Below are 18,107 nucleotides of genomic sequence, written 5' to 3' on the forward strand. Positions count from 1 at the left end.
CGTTGCCGAGACATCGCAGGAGCCGCGAGTGGCCGCTTACCACGACAGTGACGGAGCCGAGCAGGTACCGGCGCAGGATGCCCCGCCGCCGCCCGCCGAACTGGTGGCGCTGGCGCGGGCGTACGGGGTGGACACCCGGCACCCGGGGCCGGGCGGGCAGGCGGTGGGGGCGCGGACGCTGGTCGCGGTACTGGCGGCGATGGGGGTCGCGGCCGGGACCCGGCAGGAGGCACGGGAGGCGCTGGAGCGCCACCGGGCCGGGCAGCGGTCCCGGCTGCTGCCGCCCTGCGTGGTGGTCCGTCAGGGGCGGCGCACCGCGCTGGACGTGCCGGCCGACGCCCGGCTGCGGGTCGAACTGGAGGACGGGGGCGGCTGGGAGCTGCCGAGGGGGCACTCGCACTGGCTGCCGGGGGACCTGCCGCTGGGGCGGCACGTGCTCACGGCGGAGAGCGAGGGGCGCGGGGCCCGGGCCGCGCTGATCGTCGCCCCCGAGCGGCTGCCGCGGCTTCCGGGCCGCAGCTGGGGGTTCCTGGCCCAGCTGTACTCGGTGCTGTCCGAGCGCTCCTGGGGCATGGGTGACCTCGGCGACCTGGGCGAGCTGGCCCGGTGGGCGGGCACCGGCCTCGGCGCGGGCTTCGTGCAGATCAACCCGCTGCACGCGGGGGTGCCCACGAGCCCCTCGGACCCCTCCCCGTACCGCCCGTCCTCGCGCCGCTTCGCCGACCCGGTGCACCTGCGGATCGAGGACGTCCCCGAGTACGGGTACCTCGCCGGCGGGCAGCGCGACCGGGCCGAGGAGCTGACCCGCCGCGCCGCCCGGCTGCGCGAGGAGGTCCTCGGCCACGACGCCCTGATCGACCGGGACGCCGTCTGGCAGCTCAAGCGCGAGGCCCTGGAACTGCTGCACGAGGTGCCGCGCGGCCCCGGCCGGCAGGCCGCGTACGAGGCGTACCGGCGCCGGGAGGGCGAGTGGCTGCGCCGGTACGCCCTGTGGAACGCCCTCGCCGAGGAGCACGGCCCGGACCGGCACCACTGGCCGAAGGGCCTGCGTCACCCGGACGGCCCACAGGTCGAGCAGGCGGAGAAGGCCCTCGGGGACCGGGTCGAGTTCCACCGCTGGCTCGCCTGGCAGGTCGACCAGCAGCTCGCCCACGCCCAGCGGGCGGCCCGCGAGGCCGGGATGGCGGTCGGCCTGATCCACGACCTGGCCGTCGGCGTCCACCCGGACGGCGCCGACGCCTGGGCCCTCCAGGACGTGCTGGCCGACGGCATCTCGGTCGGCGCCCCGCCGGACGCCTTCAACGCCCACGGCCAGGACTGGGGCCTGCCGCCCTGGCGCCCGGACGCGCTCGCCGAGGCCGGCTACGCCCCGTACGCGGAGCTGCTGCGGGCCACCGCCCGGCACGCCGGGGCGGTGCGGATCGACCACGTGATGGGCCTGTTCCGGCTCTGGTGGGTGCCGGCGGGCCACCAGCCGACCGAGGGCGCGTACGTGCGCTACGACGCCGAGGCGATGCTCGGGGTCCTGGCGCTGGAGGCGCACCGGGCCGGGACGCCGGTGATCGGCGAGGACCTGGGCACGGTCGAGCCGGGCGTGCGGGAGGAACTGGCGGCCCGCGGGGTGCTCGGCACCTCCGTCCTCTGGTTCGAGCGGGACTGGCAGGGCGACGGCGCGATCCTCGCCCCGGACCGCTGGCGGCCCGGCTGCCTGGCCACCCTCACCACCCACGACCTGCCCAGCACCGCGGCCAGGCTCTCCGGCGAGCACGTCGAGCTGCGGCACCGGCTGGGCCTGCTGGCCAGGCCGCTGGGGGAGGAGCAGGAGGAGGCGGCGACGGAGCTGGCCGACTGGCGGGCCGAGCTGGCCGGGCTGGGCCTGCTCCGGCCGGGCGAGCCGCTGACGGCGTCCGTGCTGTACCGCTTCCTGCGGGCGACCCCGGCCGAGCTGGTCGGCGTCTGGCTGCCCGACCTGGTCGGCGACCCGCGTCCGCAGAACCTGCCCGGCACCTGGGACCAGTACCCGAACTGGCGCCTGCCGGTCGCGGACGGCGCCGGCGACCCGGTCACCCTCGAACGCCTCGCCGCCACCCCCGCCGCGGGCCTGCTCGCCCACCTCCTGGCCCCGCCCGGTTCCCGCGGGCCCGCCCGTTGACCGGGAGGGGCCGGCCCCGCCGGGTGCGCACCGCCCTCGGACCCGACGCGCGCGCCGTCCCCGGCCCCGTCCGTCGCCGTCGGCCCGCCGCGGGCGCTCCCGCCTCCTCGGGCCGACCCCGACGCGCGCGCCCCCGTAAGCGGCGGGTAAGTTGGAAACGTGGACAAGAGGAACGCTTTGCGAGCCGGCGCGGTCTCCGCAACGGTCACGCTGATGATGCTGCTGTCGTCGCCCGCCATGGCCTTCACCCGGGACGACGGTGACGACCCGGGGTCCGGCCTGAGTGTCGGTGAGACCCTCGGCCTGTACGTATTTCTCCCGCTCGTCGCCTTCGCGGTGATCGCCGGTCTGGCCGGCCTGCCGTACGGCGGCAAGGGCAAGAAGAAGTAACCGGCGGGTCCGGCCGGACCCGCACGACGTCCACCGGGACGTTCCACGTCCACCAGGACCCGCACGACCCCGAAGGGGCGCCGGACGATCCCGTCCGGCGCCCCTTCGGGCTTGGTCCGCGGACCGTCAGCGGGCCCCCGCCGCACGGTCGGCCGCCTGGGCCTTCAGCGCGCGCTCGATGCCCGCCCGCGCCTCGACCACCTGGCGCCGCAGCGCCGGCGCCGGCTCGGCCGAGGCCAGCCACGCGTCGGTCGCGTCCAGCGTCCCCTGCGTCACCTGCAGGGACGGGTACAGCCCGACGATGATCTGCTGCGAGATCTCGTGGCTGCGGCTCTCCCAGACGTCCTTCACCGCCGCGAAGTACTTCTCCGCGTACGGCGCCAGCAGCTCGCGCTGGTCGTACTGCTGGAAGCCGACGATGACGGCCTCCTGCACATAGTTCGTCAGCTTGTCGGACTCCACCACCGACGCCCAGGCCTCCGCCTTGGCCTCGGCGGTCGGCCGGGCGGCGCGGCAGGTGGCCGCGTGCTCCTGGCCGGCCGCGGTGTTGTCCCGCTCCAGCTCGGCGGCGATCAGCTCCTCGCCGGCCCGGCCGGTGGCGGCGAGCCGGCCGAGCAGGGCCCAGCGCAGCTCGGTGTCCACCGCGAGGCCCTTGATCTCGACCGAGCCGTCCAGCAGCCCGGCGAGCAGCCCGAGCTGACCGTCCGTGCGGGCGACCGAGGCGAGGGTGCGGGCCCAGGCCAGCTGGTGGTCGCTGCCGGGCTCGGCGGCCCGCAGGTGCTCCTCGGTGGCGGCGGCCCAGCGGTCGAGGCCCTGCTCGCGCCACTGCGGGTCGGTGTAGACGTCGAGGGCGAGCTTGACCTGACGCTGCACGGACTGCACCACGCCGATGTCGCTCTCGCGCCCGATGCCGGACAGCGCCAGCGACACGTAGTCGCGGGCGGCCAGCTCGCCGTCGCGGGTCATGTCCCAGGCGGAGGCCCAGCACAGCGCGCGCGGCAGCGACTCGGTGAAGCCGCCGAGGTGCTCGGTGACGACGGCCATCGAGTCCTCGTCCAGCCGGATCTTGGCGTACGAGAGGTCGTCGTCGTTCAGCAGCACGACGGCCGGGCGGTGCCGGCCGACCAGCTCGGGCACCTCGGTGCGCGCGCCGTCGAGGTCCAGCTCGATCCGGTCGGTGCGCACCAGGGCGTCACCGTTCAGCTCGTACAGGCCGATCGCGATGCGGTGCGGCCGCAGCACGGCCTCGCCCTTGGCGCCGGCGGGCAGCGCGGGGGCCTCCTGGAGCACCGCGAAGGACTCGATGTCGCCGTCGGTGTTGACGGTGACGGCGGGCCGCAGCACGTTGATGCCGGCGGTCTCCAGCCAGGCCTTGGACCAGGCCTTGAGGTCGCGGCCGCTGGCCTCCTCCAGGGCGCCGAGCAGGTCGCTGAGGCGGGTGTTGCCCCAGGCGTGGCGCTTGAAGTAGGCCTGCACGCCCTGGAAGAAGGCGTCCTGGCCGACGTACGCCACCAGCTGCTTGAGCACCGAGGCGCCCTTGGCGTAGGTGATGCCGTCGAAGTTGACCTGGACGTCCTCCAGGTCGTTGATGTCCGCCATGATCGGGTGGGTGGACGGCAGCTGGTCCTGCCGGTACGCCCAGGTCTTCATCTGGTTGGCGAACGTGGTCCAGGAGTGCGGCCACCTGGAGCCGGGGGCCTCGGCCTGGCAGACCGCCTCGGCGTAGGTCGCGAAGGACTCGTTCAGCCAGAGGTCGTTCCACCACTCCATGGTGACGAGGTCGCCGAACCACATGTGGGCGAGCTCGTGCAGGATCGTCGCGGCGCGGGCCTCGTACGAGGCGTCGGTCACCTTGGAGCGGAACACGTACTGGTCGCGCAGGGTGACGGCGCCCGCGTTCTCCATCGCGCCGGCGTTGAACTCCGGGACGAAGAGCTGGTCGTACTTGGCGAACGGGTAGGGGAAGTCGAACTTCTCCTGGAAGTAGTCGAAGCCCTGCTTGGTGACCTCGAAGATCGCCTCCGGGTCCAGGAACTCGCGCAGCGACGGCCGGCAGTAGACGCCCAGCGGCACCTTCTGCTCGCCGTTCTCGTAGGTGTCGAAGACCCCGACGTACGGGCCGGCGACGAGCGCGGTGATGTAGCTGGAGATCCGGCCGGTGGGCTCGAACGTCCAGACCCGGGTGTCGCCTTCGCCGGCCGGCTCCGGGGTCGGCGAGTTGGAGACCACGACCCAGCCGTCGGGCGCGGTCACGGTGAACGCGAACGCGGCCTTCAGATCGGGCTGCTCGAAGTTGGCGAAGACCCGGCGGGCGTCCGGCACCTCGAACTGGGTGTACAGGTAGGTCTCGCCGTCGACCGGGTCGACGAACCGGTGCAGGCCCTCACCGGTGTTGGTGTACTCGCAGTTCGCGACGACCCGCAGCTCGTTCTCGGCCGCCAGGTCCGGCAGCGGGATGCGGCTGTCGGCGAAGCTCGCCGGGTCGAGCCGCACGCCGTTGAGGGTGATCTCCTCGACGCTCGGGGCGACGAGGTCGATGAAGGTCTCCGCGCCGGGGGTGGTGGCGGTGAACCGGACCACGGTGGTGGACCGGAAGGTGCCGCCGTCGCGGGCCGAACCGAGGTCGAGCTCGATGTCGTACGCGTCCACGCGGAGGAGGTCGGCCCGGGTGCGGGCCTCCTCACGGGTCAGGTTTGTGCCGGGCACTCGCTGCACTCCTTTGTCAGACTGATGGTCCGAATCCTCGCATGTCCAACGTACGGACCCGCCGGAAAATCACAGGCGGGGCGGGCCCGGGCGAATTGCCCGTTCCCGCCCCGCCCGCGTGGGTCGCGACGAGGGTCACGCCCCCGGCGTCACTTCTTCCACTTGGTCAGCGGGCCTTCGCTGGCGCTGTAGCGGCGGAACGCGTAGACCGCGGCGCCGTCGTCCGAGACGAGGTACTCGGAGGTGCTGCTGCCGATGCTCATGCTGCTGGGCATCGCCATGGTGCCGAGGTCGGACAGCGAGCCGTCGGCCGGCGAGAGCGTCACCAGCCGGGCCGGCTTGTTGTAGCCCTGGTCGACGACCGCGCGGACCTTGCCGTCCTTGTCGGTCCCGGCCACCAGGCGCATGTCGTTGCTCGCCGAGCCTGAGGTGGCCGCCCACAGGCGCTTGCCGGTGTTCAGGTCGTAGGCGTTGATGCCCGGCTTGCTGCCGCTCACCTGGACGTACAGCGTGGTGCCGCTGACCACGTTCCGGGTCACGGCCTCGTCCTGGCCGGACAGGCGCAGGCTGTCCGAACCGGGCTCCTTGACGGACATCTGGTTGCCCGGCTTGTTGTCCTTGTCGAACGGCAGGACGTAGTCGCCCTGCGGACCGCTGGACATCAGCAGCACCAGCGGCTTGTCCTGGACGACCGAGTCGACCTCCTCGATGCTGCCGGTGAGGGTGATCGGGGTGCTGGCCGCCTTGCCGGTCTCGGCGTTGACGATGACCAGCTGCGACTTCGGGCCGCTGGTGCCGTAGCAGCGGTCGCTGACCGCGATCTGGGTGCCGGCCGCCTTGCCGCGCAGGGTGCAGTCCTTGTCGCGGGGCTGGTACTGCCAGGCCGGCTGGCCGGTGGCGATGTTCAGGGCGCCGACCGCGTTGCCGCCGACGGCGACCACGTTCTCGGTGACACTGAGGGTCGGCGAGGACATCCGGTCGGCCGAGACCTTGACGCTCCAGAGCAGCTTGCCCTGGGCCAGGTCGACGGCGCCGACGGTGGAGCAGTCGCTGTCACCGGTGTTGAAGGAGACGGCGGCGACGCCCTTGGAGTTGGCGCCGTACGAGGCCGTGCACAGCTCCTTGCTGCCGGCCGGGGCCGCGATCGTCCAGGCCTCCTTGCCGTCGGTCAGGTTGTAGGCCCTGATGCCGGAGCTGTCGACGCGCACCGCGAGCTTGTCGGTGCCCCAGACGCCGAGCAGCTGGTTCGAGCTGTCCGAGTTGGCCGGCTTGGGGGCGCTCCAGGCGACGTTGAAGGTGGAGCCCTTGGAGCCGGGGCTGGTGGTGGGGCTGGGGCTGGTGCTGGTCCCGCCGGTGTCGGTGGATCCGCTGGTGCCGCCGGTGCCGCTGCTGATCGGGCCCGGCGCGGGGTCGGGCTCCGGGTCGTTGCCCTTCAGCAGGACGACCAGGGCGACCGCGATCGAGACCGCCAGCACACCGCCGATGATCCCGCCCCAGAGCATCACGGGGTTGCGCTGCTTGGGCGCGACGGGCGCACCCGGGTAGCCGTAGCCGGGCTGCTGCGGGTAGTTGTAGCCGCCGGCGTTGTAGGCCTGCCCGGGGTCCGGGGCGCCGTACCCGGGGACCGGGTCGTACGGGCCGACCGGTGCGGCGCCGGGCGGCGGCGGGGCCTGGCTGGGGAACCCGGTCGCGGTCGGCGCGTAGGCCGTGTACTCCGGGCTGCCGACCGGCGGCTGGGCGGGCGGCTGCGCGGGCGGTGCCGGCGGCTGGGCGGGCGGCGGGCCCGCGGGCGCGGCCTGCCCGGGGACGGCGGCGCCGTCGAGCTGAGTCATCTGGTCCGCGACGGCGGCCGGATCCACCCCGCTGCCTGGCGGGCGCCCGAACGAGACGCCCCGGTTGTCCTGCGGACCGTTGCCGGGCGTTTCGCCTGCCCCCGGCGTAGGGTGATCCCCTGCCATCTGATTCCCCGTCATGTCTGGAAGAGTCCCCCGTCGGTGCCGTCCACGGTTCCGGGAGGGACGGGTGAGAATTGGACACCATGGTAGTGGTGTGCCGTTTTCGGCTGCCGCCAGGACCGTCGGACCCCGTCCTCGCAGGCCCGGGCCGTGCAACACCTTCACCCGTCGGCCACCGCGCCCCCACCTCCGCGCCCCGCGTCCCTGCCCGCGCCCGTCCGCGCGCCCCCCGTGCCCCGTGTGCATCCGCCCGCCCCGGCCGGGATCTCCGGCCAGGCCCCCGGGCCTTACCCTTCAGGAGTTGAAGGGGACGCCCGGCGGAGGGGTCCCCGCCCTGGGAGGGTGGATCATGCCGACGGACACACCGGGCTCGCAGTCGTCCCTGCACCGGGCGAACCTGGAACGGGTGCTCCGCGCGGTGCGGATGGCCGGATCGCTGACCCAGGCCGAGATCGCCCGCGGCACCGGCCTGTCCGCGGCCACCGTGTCCAACATCGTGCGGGAGTTGAAGGAGAGCGGCACCGTCGTGGTCGCCGACACCTCCTCCGGCGGCCGGCGCGCCCGCAGCGTCTCGCTCAGCGGGGACGCCGGGATCGTGGTCGGCATCGACTTCGGCCACACCCACCTGCGCGTCGCGGTCGGAAACCTGGCCCACCGGGTGCTGGCCGAGGAGAGCGCGCCGATCGACGTGGACGTCTCCGCCCAGCAGGGCTTCGACCGGGCCGAGGCGATGGTCGAGCGGCTGCTGGCGCAGGCCGGGTTCCGCCCGGAGAAGGTGATCGGCGTCGGCCTCGGCGTACCGGGCCCGATCGACGTGGAGACCGGCGCGCTCGGCTCCACCGCGATCCTGCCCGGCTGGACGGGCGTCGCCCCCGGCCGGGAGCTGGGCGAGCGGCTCGGCATGCCGGTTCACGTGGACAACGACGCCAACCTGGGCGCGCTCGGCGAGCTGGTCTGGGGCGCCGGCCGCGGACTGAGCGACCTCGCGTACATCAAGGTCGCCAGCGGTGTCGGCGCGGGACTGGTGGTGAACGGCCAGATCTACCGCGGCCCCGGCGGCACCGCGGGTGAGATCGGGCACATCACCCTGGACGAGGCCGGGCCGGTCTGCCGCTGCGGCAACCGCGGCTGCCTGGAGACCTTCGTCGGTTCCCGCTACCTGCTCTCCCTGCTCGCCCCCACCCTCGGCCAGGGCCTCAGCCTGACCCGGGTGGTCGAGCTGGCCCACCAGGGCGACCTCGGCTGCCGTCGGGTGATCGCCGACGCCGGCCGGCAGATCGGCACCGGCGTCGCCACCCTGTGCAACCTGCTGAACCCCCGCCGGGTGATCCTCGGCGGGGACCTCGCCGAGGCCGGTGAGCTGGTGCTCGCCCCGATCCGGGACTCGGTGGCCCGCTACGCGATCCCCAGCGCCGCCCGTCAGCTCTCGATCGTCCCCGGCACTCTCGGCGGCCGGGCCGAGGTGCTCGGCGCGCTGGCCCTGGTGATGAGCGAGATGGGGGAGTCCGGCGCCCTCGGCCGGGCCTGACACCGTCGTCCGGCACCGCCGCGGGGTCGGGCCCGAACAGTCACCCCTGAACAGCCGACCCTGAACAATCACTCCTGAACGGTCGATCTCGAATAGTCGATCCTGACTGGTCGATCCCGAATAAATAAGCGTGATCAAACACCTGTGCGTCAACTTGATGTGACTCACATCCCCTGCCCGACCTCCCGGAATGGCGGTAACCGAACGGCGGCACCGGGCGCGCCGCTCGGTGTCCGGGAGGCGGACATTAGACTCGACCGGTCGGCACCGGCCGCGAGCGTCGGCGTGCCGCCGGACCGGGCAGCGACGCCCGTCGGACCGTCCGTGGTCCGCGAACACTGAACGAGGAGGAACGGGTGGCCCTGCTGACCCGCATTCGGGGACCGCGCGATCTCGACCGGCTCACGCCCGGACAGCTGGCCGCGCTGGCCCAGGAGATCCGGACCTTCCTGGTGACCGAGGTCTCGAAGACGGGCGGCCACCTCGGCCCCAACCTCGGCGTGGTGGAGCTCACCATCGCGCTGCACCGGGTCTTCGACTCGCCGCGCGACCGCATCCTCTTCGACACCGGCCACCAGAGCTACGTCCACAAGCTGCTCACCGGCCGCCAGGACTTCTCGCGGCTGCGGACGAAGGGCGGCCTCTCCGGCTACCCGTCCCGCGCCGAGTCCGAGCACGACGTGATCGAGAACTCGCACGCCTCCACCGTGCTCTCGTACGCCGACGGCCTGGCCAAGGCCAACCAGGTGCTGGGCAAGAACGACCCGGTCGTCGCGGTGATCGGCGACGGCGCGCTCACCGGCGGCATGGCCTGGGAGGCGCTCAACAACATCGCCGACGACAAGGACCGCCCGGTCGTCATCGTCGTCAACGACAACGAGCGCTCGTACTCCCCGACCATCGGGGGCATGGCCAACCACCTCGCCACCCTGCGCACCACCCAGGGCTACGAGCGCTTCCTCTCCTGGGGCAAGGACGCGCTCCAGCGCACCCCGGTGGTCGGCCAGCAGCTGTTCGAGACGCTGCACGGCGCCAAGAAGGGCCTCAAGGACTTCATCGCCCCGCAGGGCATGTTCGAGGACCTCGGCCTCAAGTACATCGGCCCGATCGACGGCCACGACCTGACCGCCCTGGAGTCCGCGCTGACCAAGGCGCGCGGCTTCGGCGGCCCGGTGATCGTGCACTGCCTCACCGAGAAGGGCCGCGGCTACCACGCCGCCGAGAACAACGACGAGGACCGCTTCCACGCGGTCGGCGTGATCCACCCGGAGACCGGCCTGCCGATCAAGAGCGCGGGCAAGGACTGGACCTCGGTCTTCGCCGAGGAGATGGTCGCGCTCGGCCACGAGCGCGAGGACATCGTCGGCATCACCGCCGCCATGCTCCACCCGGTGGGCCTGGCCCCGTTCGCCAAGGCCTTCCCGGACCGCATCTTCGACGTCGGCATCGCCGAGCAGCACGCCGTCACCAGCGCCGCCGGCCTGGCCACCAACGGTCTGCACCCGGTCTTCGCGGTCTACGCGACCTTCCTGAACCGGGCCTTCGACCAGGTCCTGATGGACGTCGCCCTGCACAAGCTGGGCGTCACCTTCGTGCTGGACCGGGCGGGCGTCACCGGTACCGACGGCGCCTCGCACAACGGCATGTGGGACATGTCGATCCTCCAGGTCGTCCCGACCCTGCGGCTGGCCGCCCCGCGCGACGCCGACCAGGTCCGCGCCCAGCTGCGCGAGGCCGTCGAGGTCAAGGACGCCCCGACCGTGGTCCGCTACTCCAAGGGCACGGTCGGCCCGGCCGTCCCCGCGGTCGGCCGGGTCGGCGGCATGGACCTGCTGCGCACCGCCGAGGAGCCCTCCGGCGCCCACCGCGCCGACGTGCTGATCGTCTCGGTCGGCGCGATGGCCACCACCAGCCTGGAGGTCGCCGACCTGCTGGCCGCCCAGGGCATCACCGCCACCGTGGTGGACCCGCGCTGGGTCAAGCCGGTGGACGCGGCCCTGCCGGGCCTGGCCGCCGAGCACCGGGTGGTCGTCACGATCGAGGACAACGGCCGGGTGGGCGGCGTCGGCGCCGCCGTGGCGCAGGCGCTGCGGGACGCGGACGTGGATCTGCCGGTGCGGGACTTCGGAATCCCGCAGGAGTTCCTGGACCACGCCAGCCGGAACGAGATCCTGGCCGAGATCGGCCTGAACGCTCCGGACATCGCCCGAAAGGTGACCGCACTGGTCGCCAAGCTGGACGCGGCGCCGGTCAAGGCCTGACCAGCGGGTGTGCGGTCCGCACGGACTCCGGCCGCTCACCCGTTCCACCGACGACTGTTCGTCGTAACTCCGTAACAGTTCGTCACGAAACAAGCTGACAATCGCATGGAAAGGCGGGACCGGCGCCATGGGCGCCGATCCCGCCCGGTAGGTTGTCAACCGTGTCGACCCCCACCCGCCTCCGCCTCACCGGACTGGCCGAGCGCCTGCCCGAGCGCGTCCTCACCCATGTCCGCAGTGGGTACTGGACCAGGCTGGTGCCGGTGCTCGCGCTGGTCGCACTGCTCACCCACATCCCCTCCTTCGCCCGGCCCGTGTGGAGCCCGGACGAAGGCTTCCTGGCCACCCAGGCGCGGATGCTGGCGGACGGCGGGGTGCTCTACGACACCGTCGTGGACCGCAAACCGCCGTTGCTGCCCTGGCTCTACCAGGCCTGCTTCGCGGTCTTCGGCTCCGCCTCGCTCTGGCCGCTGCGCACCCTGGCGGTGGTGGCCCACCTGGTCACCGCGATCCTGCTGGCCTCGATCGCCCGCGGCCGCTGGGGCAACCGGGCCGGGGCCGGCGCCGGACTGCTCTACCTGCTGGTCTCCATCGGGCTCTCCCCCGAGGACACCCAGGCGGCGACCTTCGAGGTCTTCATGCTGCCCGCCATGGTGGCCGCCTTCCGGTACGCCGAGCGGCGCCGCTGGCTGGCCGCGGGCATCGCGGTCGCCCTGTGCTCACTGACCAAGCAGACCGGCGGCGCGGTGCTGCTGCCGGTGCTCTGGATGCTGTTCCAGGACGCCCGCCGGCGCGGGGTGCGCTGGCCGCCCGCACTGTTCAAGATCGGGTTCGGCTTCACCCTGCCGATAGCGCTGGTCGCGGTGATCCTCACCAAGCCGAAGGGCTTCCTCTTCTGGGTCGTCACCGGCAGCGGGGACTACGCCACCTTCGGCGGCGCCTGGCTCCAGATGCTCGGCCGGGCGCTCGGCAACTCGGCCATCCTGGTCGCGGCCGGCCTCGGCTTCCTGCTCCCGGTCGGGCGGCGGCTCTGGCTGAAGTACCGCCACCGTCCGCTGCCGGTGGCAGGCGAGGAGCACGGCTCGACCACGGACCTGTGGGTCTGGCTGCTCTCCTCGGTCGTCGCGGTCAGTGTGGGCTTCCACTTCTTCGGCCACTACTACCTCCAGCTGATGCCGCCGCTGGTGCTGCTGGGCACCGGGGCGGTCGCCACCTCGGCGGTCCGCTGGAAGCCGGTCCTGCTGTACACCACGGCCGCCGCCACGGTGTTCTGGGGCCTGGCGCTGGCCTGGCCCGGGGAGCGGCTCAACCGCACCACCGAGGTCGCCACCGCCGTCGCCAACCAGACCACCCCCAAGGACACCCTGCTGGTCTGGGGCATGCACCCCGAGCTGTACTGGCTGGCCGACCGCAAGCCCGCCACCCGCTACCTGACGGCGGGCTTCCTCACCAACTTCAGCGGCGGCAAGGACGGCAGCCAGAACGTCGGCGAGGATTTCAGCGTCTCCAACGCCTGGCAGACCTTCGACAAGGAACTGGCCAACGGTCTGCCCGAGGTCGTGGTCGACGACTCCGGCATCTCCCCGTACCAGCCCGTCATGGTCCCCCGGATCGAGAACCTGCTGGACACCCACTACGAGATGGTCGGCGTCTTCGCCGACACCGTGGTCTACCGCCTCAAGCACTGAGACCTCCGTACACGGCCTGCAACCCCCGCACGTCCTGAGACCTCCGCGCAAGCCCGAGACCTCCGTACACGGCGCACGCCCGAGGAGAACCCGGTACACGCGGAGGAGCCCCGGTGACCAGCTGGTCACCGGGGCTCCTCCGTGTACGGGGGCCGTTCGCCGCTAGGCGGGAACCGAGGCCACACCGGGGGCGAGGAACGCCTTGCCGTTCACCCGCTCCGAGACGCCCTCACGGTCCAGGTACGGGGTGATCCCGCCCAGGTGGAAGGGCCAGCCGGCACCGGTGATCATGCAGAGGTCGATGTCCTGCGCCTCGGCGACGACACCCTCCTCCAGCATCAGGCCGATCTCCTGCGCCACGGCGTCCAGGGCGCGGACGCGGACCTGCTCCTCGGTCAGTACCGAGTCGCCGAAGGACAGCAGCTCCAGCACCTCGGGGTCGAGGACCTGCTGTCCGTCCACCCAGGTGTAGAAGCCGCGCTTGCCGGCCTTGACCACCTTGGCGAGGTTCTCGGAGACGGTGAACCGCTCCGGGAAGGCGCCGTGCAGGGTCTCCGAGACGTGCAGCGCGATGGCCGGGCCGACCAGCTCCAGCAGCACGATCGGGGACATCGGCAGGCCGAGCGGCTCGACGGCCTTCTCGACGTCGGCGATCGGGGTGCCCTCGTCGATGATGCCCTGGATCTCGCCCATGAAGCGGGTCAGGATCCGGTTCACCACGAACGCCGGGGCGTCCTTGCACAGCACCGAGGTCTTCTTCAGCTTCTTGGACACCGCGAAGGCGGTGGCCAGCGAGGCGTCGTCGGTCCGCTCGCCGCGGACGATCTCCAGCAGCGGCAGGATCGCGACCGGGTTGAAGAAGTGGAAGCCCACGACCCGCTCGGGGTGCTCCAGCTTCGAGGCCATCTCGGTGACCGACAGCGAGGAGGTGTTGGTCGCCAGCACACAGGTCGGCGAGACCACGTTCTCCAGGTCCGCGAAGACGGCCTGCTTGACGCCCATCTCCTCGAACACGGCCTCGATGACGAAGTCCGCGTCGCCGAAGGCGGCGGCCTTGTCCAGCGAGCCGGAGACCAGGCCCTTGAGGCGGTTGGCCTTGTCCTGGCCGATCCGGCCCTTGCCGAGCAGCTTGTCGATCTCGGCGTGGACGTAGCCGACGCCCTTGTCCACGCGCTCCTGGTCGATGTCGGTGAGGACCACCGGCACCTCCAGACGGCGGGCGAACAGCAGCGCCAGCTGCGAGGCCATCAGACCGGCGCCGACGACGCCGACCTTGGTGACCGGGCGGGCCAGCGACTTGTCCGGCGCGCCGACCGGGCGCTTGGCCCGGCGCTGCACCAGGTTGAAGGCGTAGATGCCGCTGCGCAGCTCGCCGCTCATGATGAGGTCGGCCAGCACGGCGTCCTCGGCGTCGAAGCCGGCCTGGAGGCTCGCCTTGTCGGCGAGGTCGAAGTCCTTGGCGGCGGCGATGATGTCCAGCGCCTTGTAGGCGGCCGGAGCGGCGCCGTGCACCTTGGCGTCGGCGACCAGGCGGCCCCAGGCGACGGCGTCGTCCCAGGCCTTGCCGCGGTCGATCGCCTCGCGCTCGACGACGACGTCGCCCTTGACGACCTTGGCGGCCCAGAGCAGCGACTGCTCCAGGAAGTCGGCCGGCTCGAAGATCGCGTCGGCGATCCCCAGCTCGAACACGTCCTTGCCCTTGAGCTGCTTGTTCTGGTTCATCGAGTTCTCGACGATGACCTTGACGGCCTTACCGGCACCGACCAGGTTCGGCAGGATGGTGCAGCCGCCCCAGGCGGGGACGAGGCCGAGGAAGACCTCGGGCAGCGAGAACGCCGGGACGCCCGCGGACACCGTGCGGTAGTCGCAGTGCAGGCCGACCTCGACGCCGCCGCCCATCGCCGCGCCGTTGTAGAAGGCGAAGGTGGGGACGGGCAGCGCGGCGATCCGCTTGAAGACGTCGTGGCCGCCCTTGCCGATGGCCAGCGCGTCCGCGTGCTCCTTGAGCAGCTCGACGCCCTTGAGGTCGGCGCCGACCGCGAAGATGAACGGCTTGCCGGTGATCGCGGCACCGACGATCGCGCCCTCGGCGGCCTCGGCCTCGACCTGGTCCAGCGCCTCGTTCAGCTTGAGCAGCGAGCCCGGGCCGAAGGTGGTCGGCTTGGTGTGGTCGAAGCCGTTGTCCAGGGTGATCAGCGCCAGCCGGCCGGCCTGGAACGGCAGGTCGAGGTGGCGGACGTGCGCGGTCGTGACGACCTCGCCGGGGAAGAGTCCGGCGCCGTGGGTCAGCAGCTCGGTCGTGGTGCTCATGCTCACTTACCGCCCTCGACGAAGTGGGGGTTCTCCCAGATGACGGTGCCGCCCATGCCGAAGCCGATGCACATCGTGGTGAGGCCGTAGCGGACGTCCGGACGCTGCTCGAAGCGGCGGGCCAGCTGGTTCATCAGGCGCACGCCGGAGGAGGCCAGCGGGTGACCGAAGGCGATCGCGCCGCCGTACGGGTTGACCCGCTCGTCGTCGTCCGCGATGCCGTAGTGGTCGAGGAAGGCCAGCACCTGCACGGCGAAGGCCTCGTTGACCTCGAACGCGCCGATGTCGTCGATGGTCAGACCGGCCTTGGCCAGCGCCTTCTCGGTGGCCGGCACCGGGCCGATGCCCATGACCTCGGGCTCCACGCCCGCGAAGGCGTAGGAGACCAGGCGCATCTTGACCGGGAGGCCGAGCTCCTCGGCGACGTCCTCGGCGGCCAGCAGCGAGGCGGTGGCACCGTCGTTCAGACCGGCCGAGTTGCCCGCGGTGATGTTGCCGTGCGGGCGGAACGGGGTCTTCAGACCCGCCAGGTTCTCCATCGTGGTGCCCGGGCGCATCGGCTCGTCCACGGTGGCCAGGCCCCAGCCGGTCTCGCCGACGTCGGGGTTGGTGTTGCGGATCGAGATCGGCACCAGGTCGGGCTGGATGTCGCCGTTGGCGTACGCCTTGGCGGCCTTCTCCTGGGAGCGCACGGCGTAGGCGTCGCAGCGCTCCTTGGTCAGGTGCGGGAAGCGGTCGTGCAGGTTCTCCGCGGTCATGCCCATGAACAGGGCGGACTCGTCGACCAGCTTCTCGGAGACGAAGCGCGGGTTCGGGTCGACGCCCTCGCCCATCGGGTGGCGGCCCATGTGCTCGACACCGCCGGCCACGACCACGTCGTACGCGCCGAAGGCGATGCCGCCGGCGGTGGCGGTCACGGCGGTCAGCGCGCCGGCGCACATGCGGTCGATCGAGTAGCCGGGGACGGACTTCGGCAGCCCGGACAGCAGGGCGGCGGTGCGCCCGATCGTCAGACCCTGGTCGCCGATCTGCGTGGTGGCCGCGATGGCGACCTCGTCGATGCGCTCGACGGGCAGGCTCGGGTTACGGCGCACGAGTTCCCGGATGCACTTGACGACCAGGTCGTCGGCGCGGGTCTCGTGGTAGATGCCCTTCGGGCCTGCCTTGCCGAACGGGGTGCGGACGCCATCGACGAAGACGACGTCCCTCGCGGTACGAGGCACGGGGGCTCTCCTCCCAGGGACCAACAATTCGAGGTGGGCGGGCTGCCGCCGTCGAAGACCCGAGCGGCGCCGCATCACCGCCATGCTACCCGCCGGTAACCAACCTGCCCAGGCCCCACGGAGTGATCGGCCCGTGTGTCCCCGGACACGTTGCCGGCCCCGCCCGACCAGGGGCGCTCCTCCCGGGTACGGCGAAGGGGATGTCGCCCGAACGGACGACATCCCCTTCCACGCGTTGCCGGGCCACGATCGGGACCCGCCCCGTGATCAGTCCTGGGCCGCGGCCGCGGCGAACGCGGCGGCCACCGCCGGCGCCACCAGGTCCACCTGCCACTGCCGGGCGCCGAGCCCGCGCAGCGCGAAGGCCACGCCCTCGGGGCCCGGGTCGGCCGGCGGCTGCCAGGACACCCGCCGGACCAGGTCCGGAGTGATCAGGTTCTCGGGCGGCAGGTGGTACCGGTCGGCCAGCTCGCTGACCGCGCTGCGCGCGCCGGACAGCCGGGCGGCGGCCACCGGGTCCTTCTCGGCCCAGGCCCGCGGCGGCGGAGGTCCGTCGTGCGGTGCGGCGGCCGGAGGCAGCAGGTTCTCCGGGATCTCCCGGGCGCGCTGCACGGCGGCCAGCCACTGTTCCAGCTGGCGGCGGTGCACCCGCGGCCCGAAGCCCTGGACGGCCTGCAGGGAGGCGATGTTCAGCGGCATGGCCAGCGCGGCGTTGACGATCGCGGCGTCCGCGAGCACCCGGCCGGGGGAGACGTCGCGCTCCTGCGCCATCCGGTCGCGGGCCAGCCACAGCTCGCGCACCACGGCCAGCTGGCGGCGCCGGCGGATCTTGTGCAGCTGCGAGGTGCGGCGCCACGGGTCGTTGCGCGGGGCCGGGCGGGGCGCGGCGGCGATCGAGGCGAACTCCTCCATGGCCCAGCCGAGCTTGCCCTGGGCGTCCAGCTCCTGTTCGAGTGCGTTGCGCAGCTCGACCAGCACCTCGACGTCCAGAGCCGCGTAGCGCAGCCACGGCTCGGGCAGCGGGCGGGTGGACCAGTCGACCGCCGAGTGCTCCTTGGCCAGGCTCAGCCCGAGCACGTTCTCGGTCATCGGCCCGAGGCCGACCCGGGCGAAGCCGGCGATCCGGCCGGCCAGCTCGGTGTCGAACAGCTGCCGGGGTCTCATGCCCACGTCGGCCAGGCAGGGCAGGTCCTGGCTGGCCGCGTGGACCACCCATTCGGCGTCCTCGACGGCCCTGCCGAGCGCGCTGAGGTCGGGGCAGGCGATCGGGTCGATCAGGGCGGAGCCGGAACCCGCGCGGCGCAGCTGGATGAGGTAGGCGCGCTGCCCGTAGCGGTATCCGGAGGCCCGTTCGGCGTCGACCGCCACCGGTCCGGTGCCCGCGGCGAAGGCGGAGACGACGGCGGCCAGCGCCTGCTCGTCCGTCACCACGGGCGGGATCCCCTCCCTGGGCTCGAGGAGCGGGACCGGGGCTGCTTCTTCTGGGATGGCTGCTACGGCGTCGGTCACCCCCCAAGGGTACGACGGTCCTCGGGGCCGGGAGTGTTGTCGGACTGGTCAGACTGTTGATCGCCCGCGCCGGTCGTCGGATCTGATCACCTGTACCGATCGTCTGTACCGATCACCGGATCCGATCGCCCGCGCGCCGTCGGGTTGCGCGCTGTCGGGTCGCCCGGAGCCGGAGCCGGAGCCGGAGCCGGACCCACTGCCCGACCCGGTGCCCGCGGTCGGCACTCGCCCTCGGGCCGTGGCCGACGGGCTCCCGGTGCAGCGCTGCGGCGGCTGAGGAGGAAACGTTCCTCCTCAGCCCCCCCCGCCGGCGGCGGCCCCCCGCGCCGGGCCATGTTGCCGGGCGGCGCCCCCCCGCCCCCCCACCGCGGCGGGCGCCGGGGGC

Annotated in this window: 10 protein-coding genes; 5 read left to right on the forward strand and 5 right to left on the reverse strand. The window is 72.7% G+C overall.

Annotated features, from left to right (window positions below):
* Nucleotides 1–28 precede the first annotated feature (28 nt).
* The gene (gene malQ, locus ACIQOW_RS29155) at nucleotides 29–2,152 is read left to right on the forward strand and encodes a 4-alpha-glucanotransferase (RefSeq protein ID WP_401089884.1); all 2,124 of its coding nucleotides are present in this window, start codon (nucleotides 29–31) and stop codon (nucleotides 2,150–2,152) included.
* Nucleotides 2,153–2,311: 159 nt separating this feature from the next.
* Complete coding sequence (locus ACIQOW_RS29160) at nucleotides 2,312–2,542, forward strand: hypothetical protein (RefSeq protein WP_188299416.1); 231 nt, start codon at nucleotides 2,312–2,314, stop codon at nucleotides 2,540–2,542.
* Nucleotides 2,543–2,668: 126 nt separating this feature from the next.
* On the opposite strand, the gene pepN is transcribed toward ACIQOW_RS29160, so the two are convergent.
* Together pepN and ACIQOW_RS29170 are read right to left on the reverse strand one after the other, a co-directional pair.
* Nucleotides 2,669–5,248, reverse strand: coding sequence for an aminopeptidase N (pepN, locus tag ACIQOW_RS29165; protein WP_401089886.1), 2,580 nt, complete (start codon nucleotides 5,246–5,248; stop codon nucleotides 2,669–2,671).
* Between the two features lie 149 nt (nucleotides 5,249–5,397).
* Nucleotides 5,398–7,080 carry a PQQ-binding-like beta-propeller repeat protein gene (locus ACIQOW_RS29170; RefSeq protein ID WP_401089888.1) on the reverse strand — a complete coding sequence of 561 codons (1,683 nt, stop codon included), beginning with the start codon at nucleotides 7,078–7,080 and terminating at the stop codon, nucleotides 5,398–5,400.
* 472 nt (nucleotides 7,081–7,552) lie between these two features.
* Between ACIQOW_RS29170 and ACIQOW_RS29175 the strand changes: the two genes are divergently transcribed.
* The 3 genes from ACIQOW_RS29175 to ACIQOW_RS29185 all read left to right on the forward strand — a co-directional run bounded on the left by ACIQOW_RS29175 (nucleotide 7,553) and on the right by ACIQOW_RS29185 (nucleotide 12,680).
* Nucleotides 7,553–8,731, forward strand: coding sequence for an ROK family protein (locus tag ACIQOW_RS29175; protein WP_401089889.1), 1,179 nt, complete (start codon nucleotides 7,553–7,555; stop codon nucleotides 8,729–8,731).
* Between the two features lie 356 nt (nucleotides 8,732–9,087).
* Nucleotides 9,088–10,992, forward strand: a complete 1,905-nt coding sequence (gene dxs, locus ACIQOW_RS29180) for a 1-deoxy-D-xylulose-5-phosphate synthase (protein WP_401089891.1) — start codon at nucleotides 9,088–9,090, stop codon at nucleotides 10,990–10,992.
* Between the two features lie 161 nt (nucleotides 10,993–11,153).
* Complete coding sequence (locus ACIQOW_RS29185) at nucleotides 11,154–12,680, forward strand: ArnT family glycosyltransferase (RefSeq protein ID WP_401089892.1); 1,527 nt, start codon at nucleotides 11,154–11,156, stop codon at nucleotides 12,678–12,680.
* A gap of 162 nt (nucleotides 12,681–12,842) precedes the next feature.
* Here the strand turns inward: ACIQOW_RS29185 and ACIQOW_RS29190 are convergent, their stop codons facing one another.
* The 3 genes from ACIQOW_RS29190 to ACIQOW_RS29200 form a co-directional block, all read right to left on the reverse strand.
* On the reverse strand, nucleotides 12,843–14,990 hold the full coding sequence (locus ACIQOW_RS29190; protein ID WP_401089894.1) for a 3-hydroxyacyl-CoA dehydrogenase NAD-binding domain-containing protein: 2,148 nt from the start codon (nucleotides 14,988–14,990) through the stop codon (nucleotides 12,843–12,845).
* Between the two features lie 2 nt (nucleotides 14,991–14,992).
* A complete protein-coding gene (locus ACIQOW_RS29195; protein ID WP_188295148.1) occupies nucleotides 14,993–16,213 on the reverse strand; it encodes an acetyl-CoA C-acyltransferase in 1,221 nt (406 codons plus the stop codon).
* A 267-nt stretch (nucleotides 16,214–16,480) separates the two neighbouring features.
* Nucleotides 16,481–17,722, reverse strand: a complete 1,242-nt coding sequence (locus tag ACIQOW_RS29200) for a ribonuclease D (RefSeq protein ID WP_401089896.1) — start codon at nucleotides 17,720–17,722, stop codon at nucleotides 16,481–16,483.
* Between the last annotated feature and the right edge of the window lie 385 nt (nucleotides 17,723–18,107).

Origin of the sequence: Kitasatospora sp. NPDC091335 (genome assembly GCF_044757205.1) — a bacterium.
Taxonomy (GTDB): Bacteria; Actinomycetota; Actinomycetes; order Streptomycetales; family Streptomycetaceae; genus Kitasatospora.

Bases quoted from the DNA above. Each gene is read 5' to 3' on its own strand.
- ACIQOW_RS29190 (WP_401089894.1), bottom strand. From the start codon at position 14,990: ATGAGCACCACGACCGAGCTGCTGACCCACGGCGCCGGACTCTTCCCC.
- ACIQOW_RS29170 (WP_401089888.1), bottom strand. From the start codon at position 7,080: ATGACTCAGCTCGACGGCGCCGCCGTCCCCGGGCAGGCCGCGCCCGCG.
- ACIQOW_RS29175 (WP_401089889.1), top strand. From the start codon at position 7,553: ATGCCGACGGACACACCGGGCTCGCAGTCGTCCCTGCACCGGGCGAAC.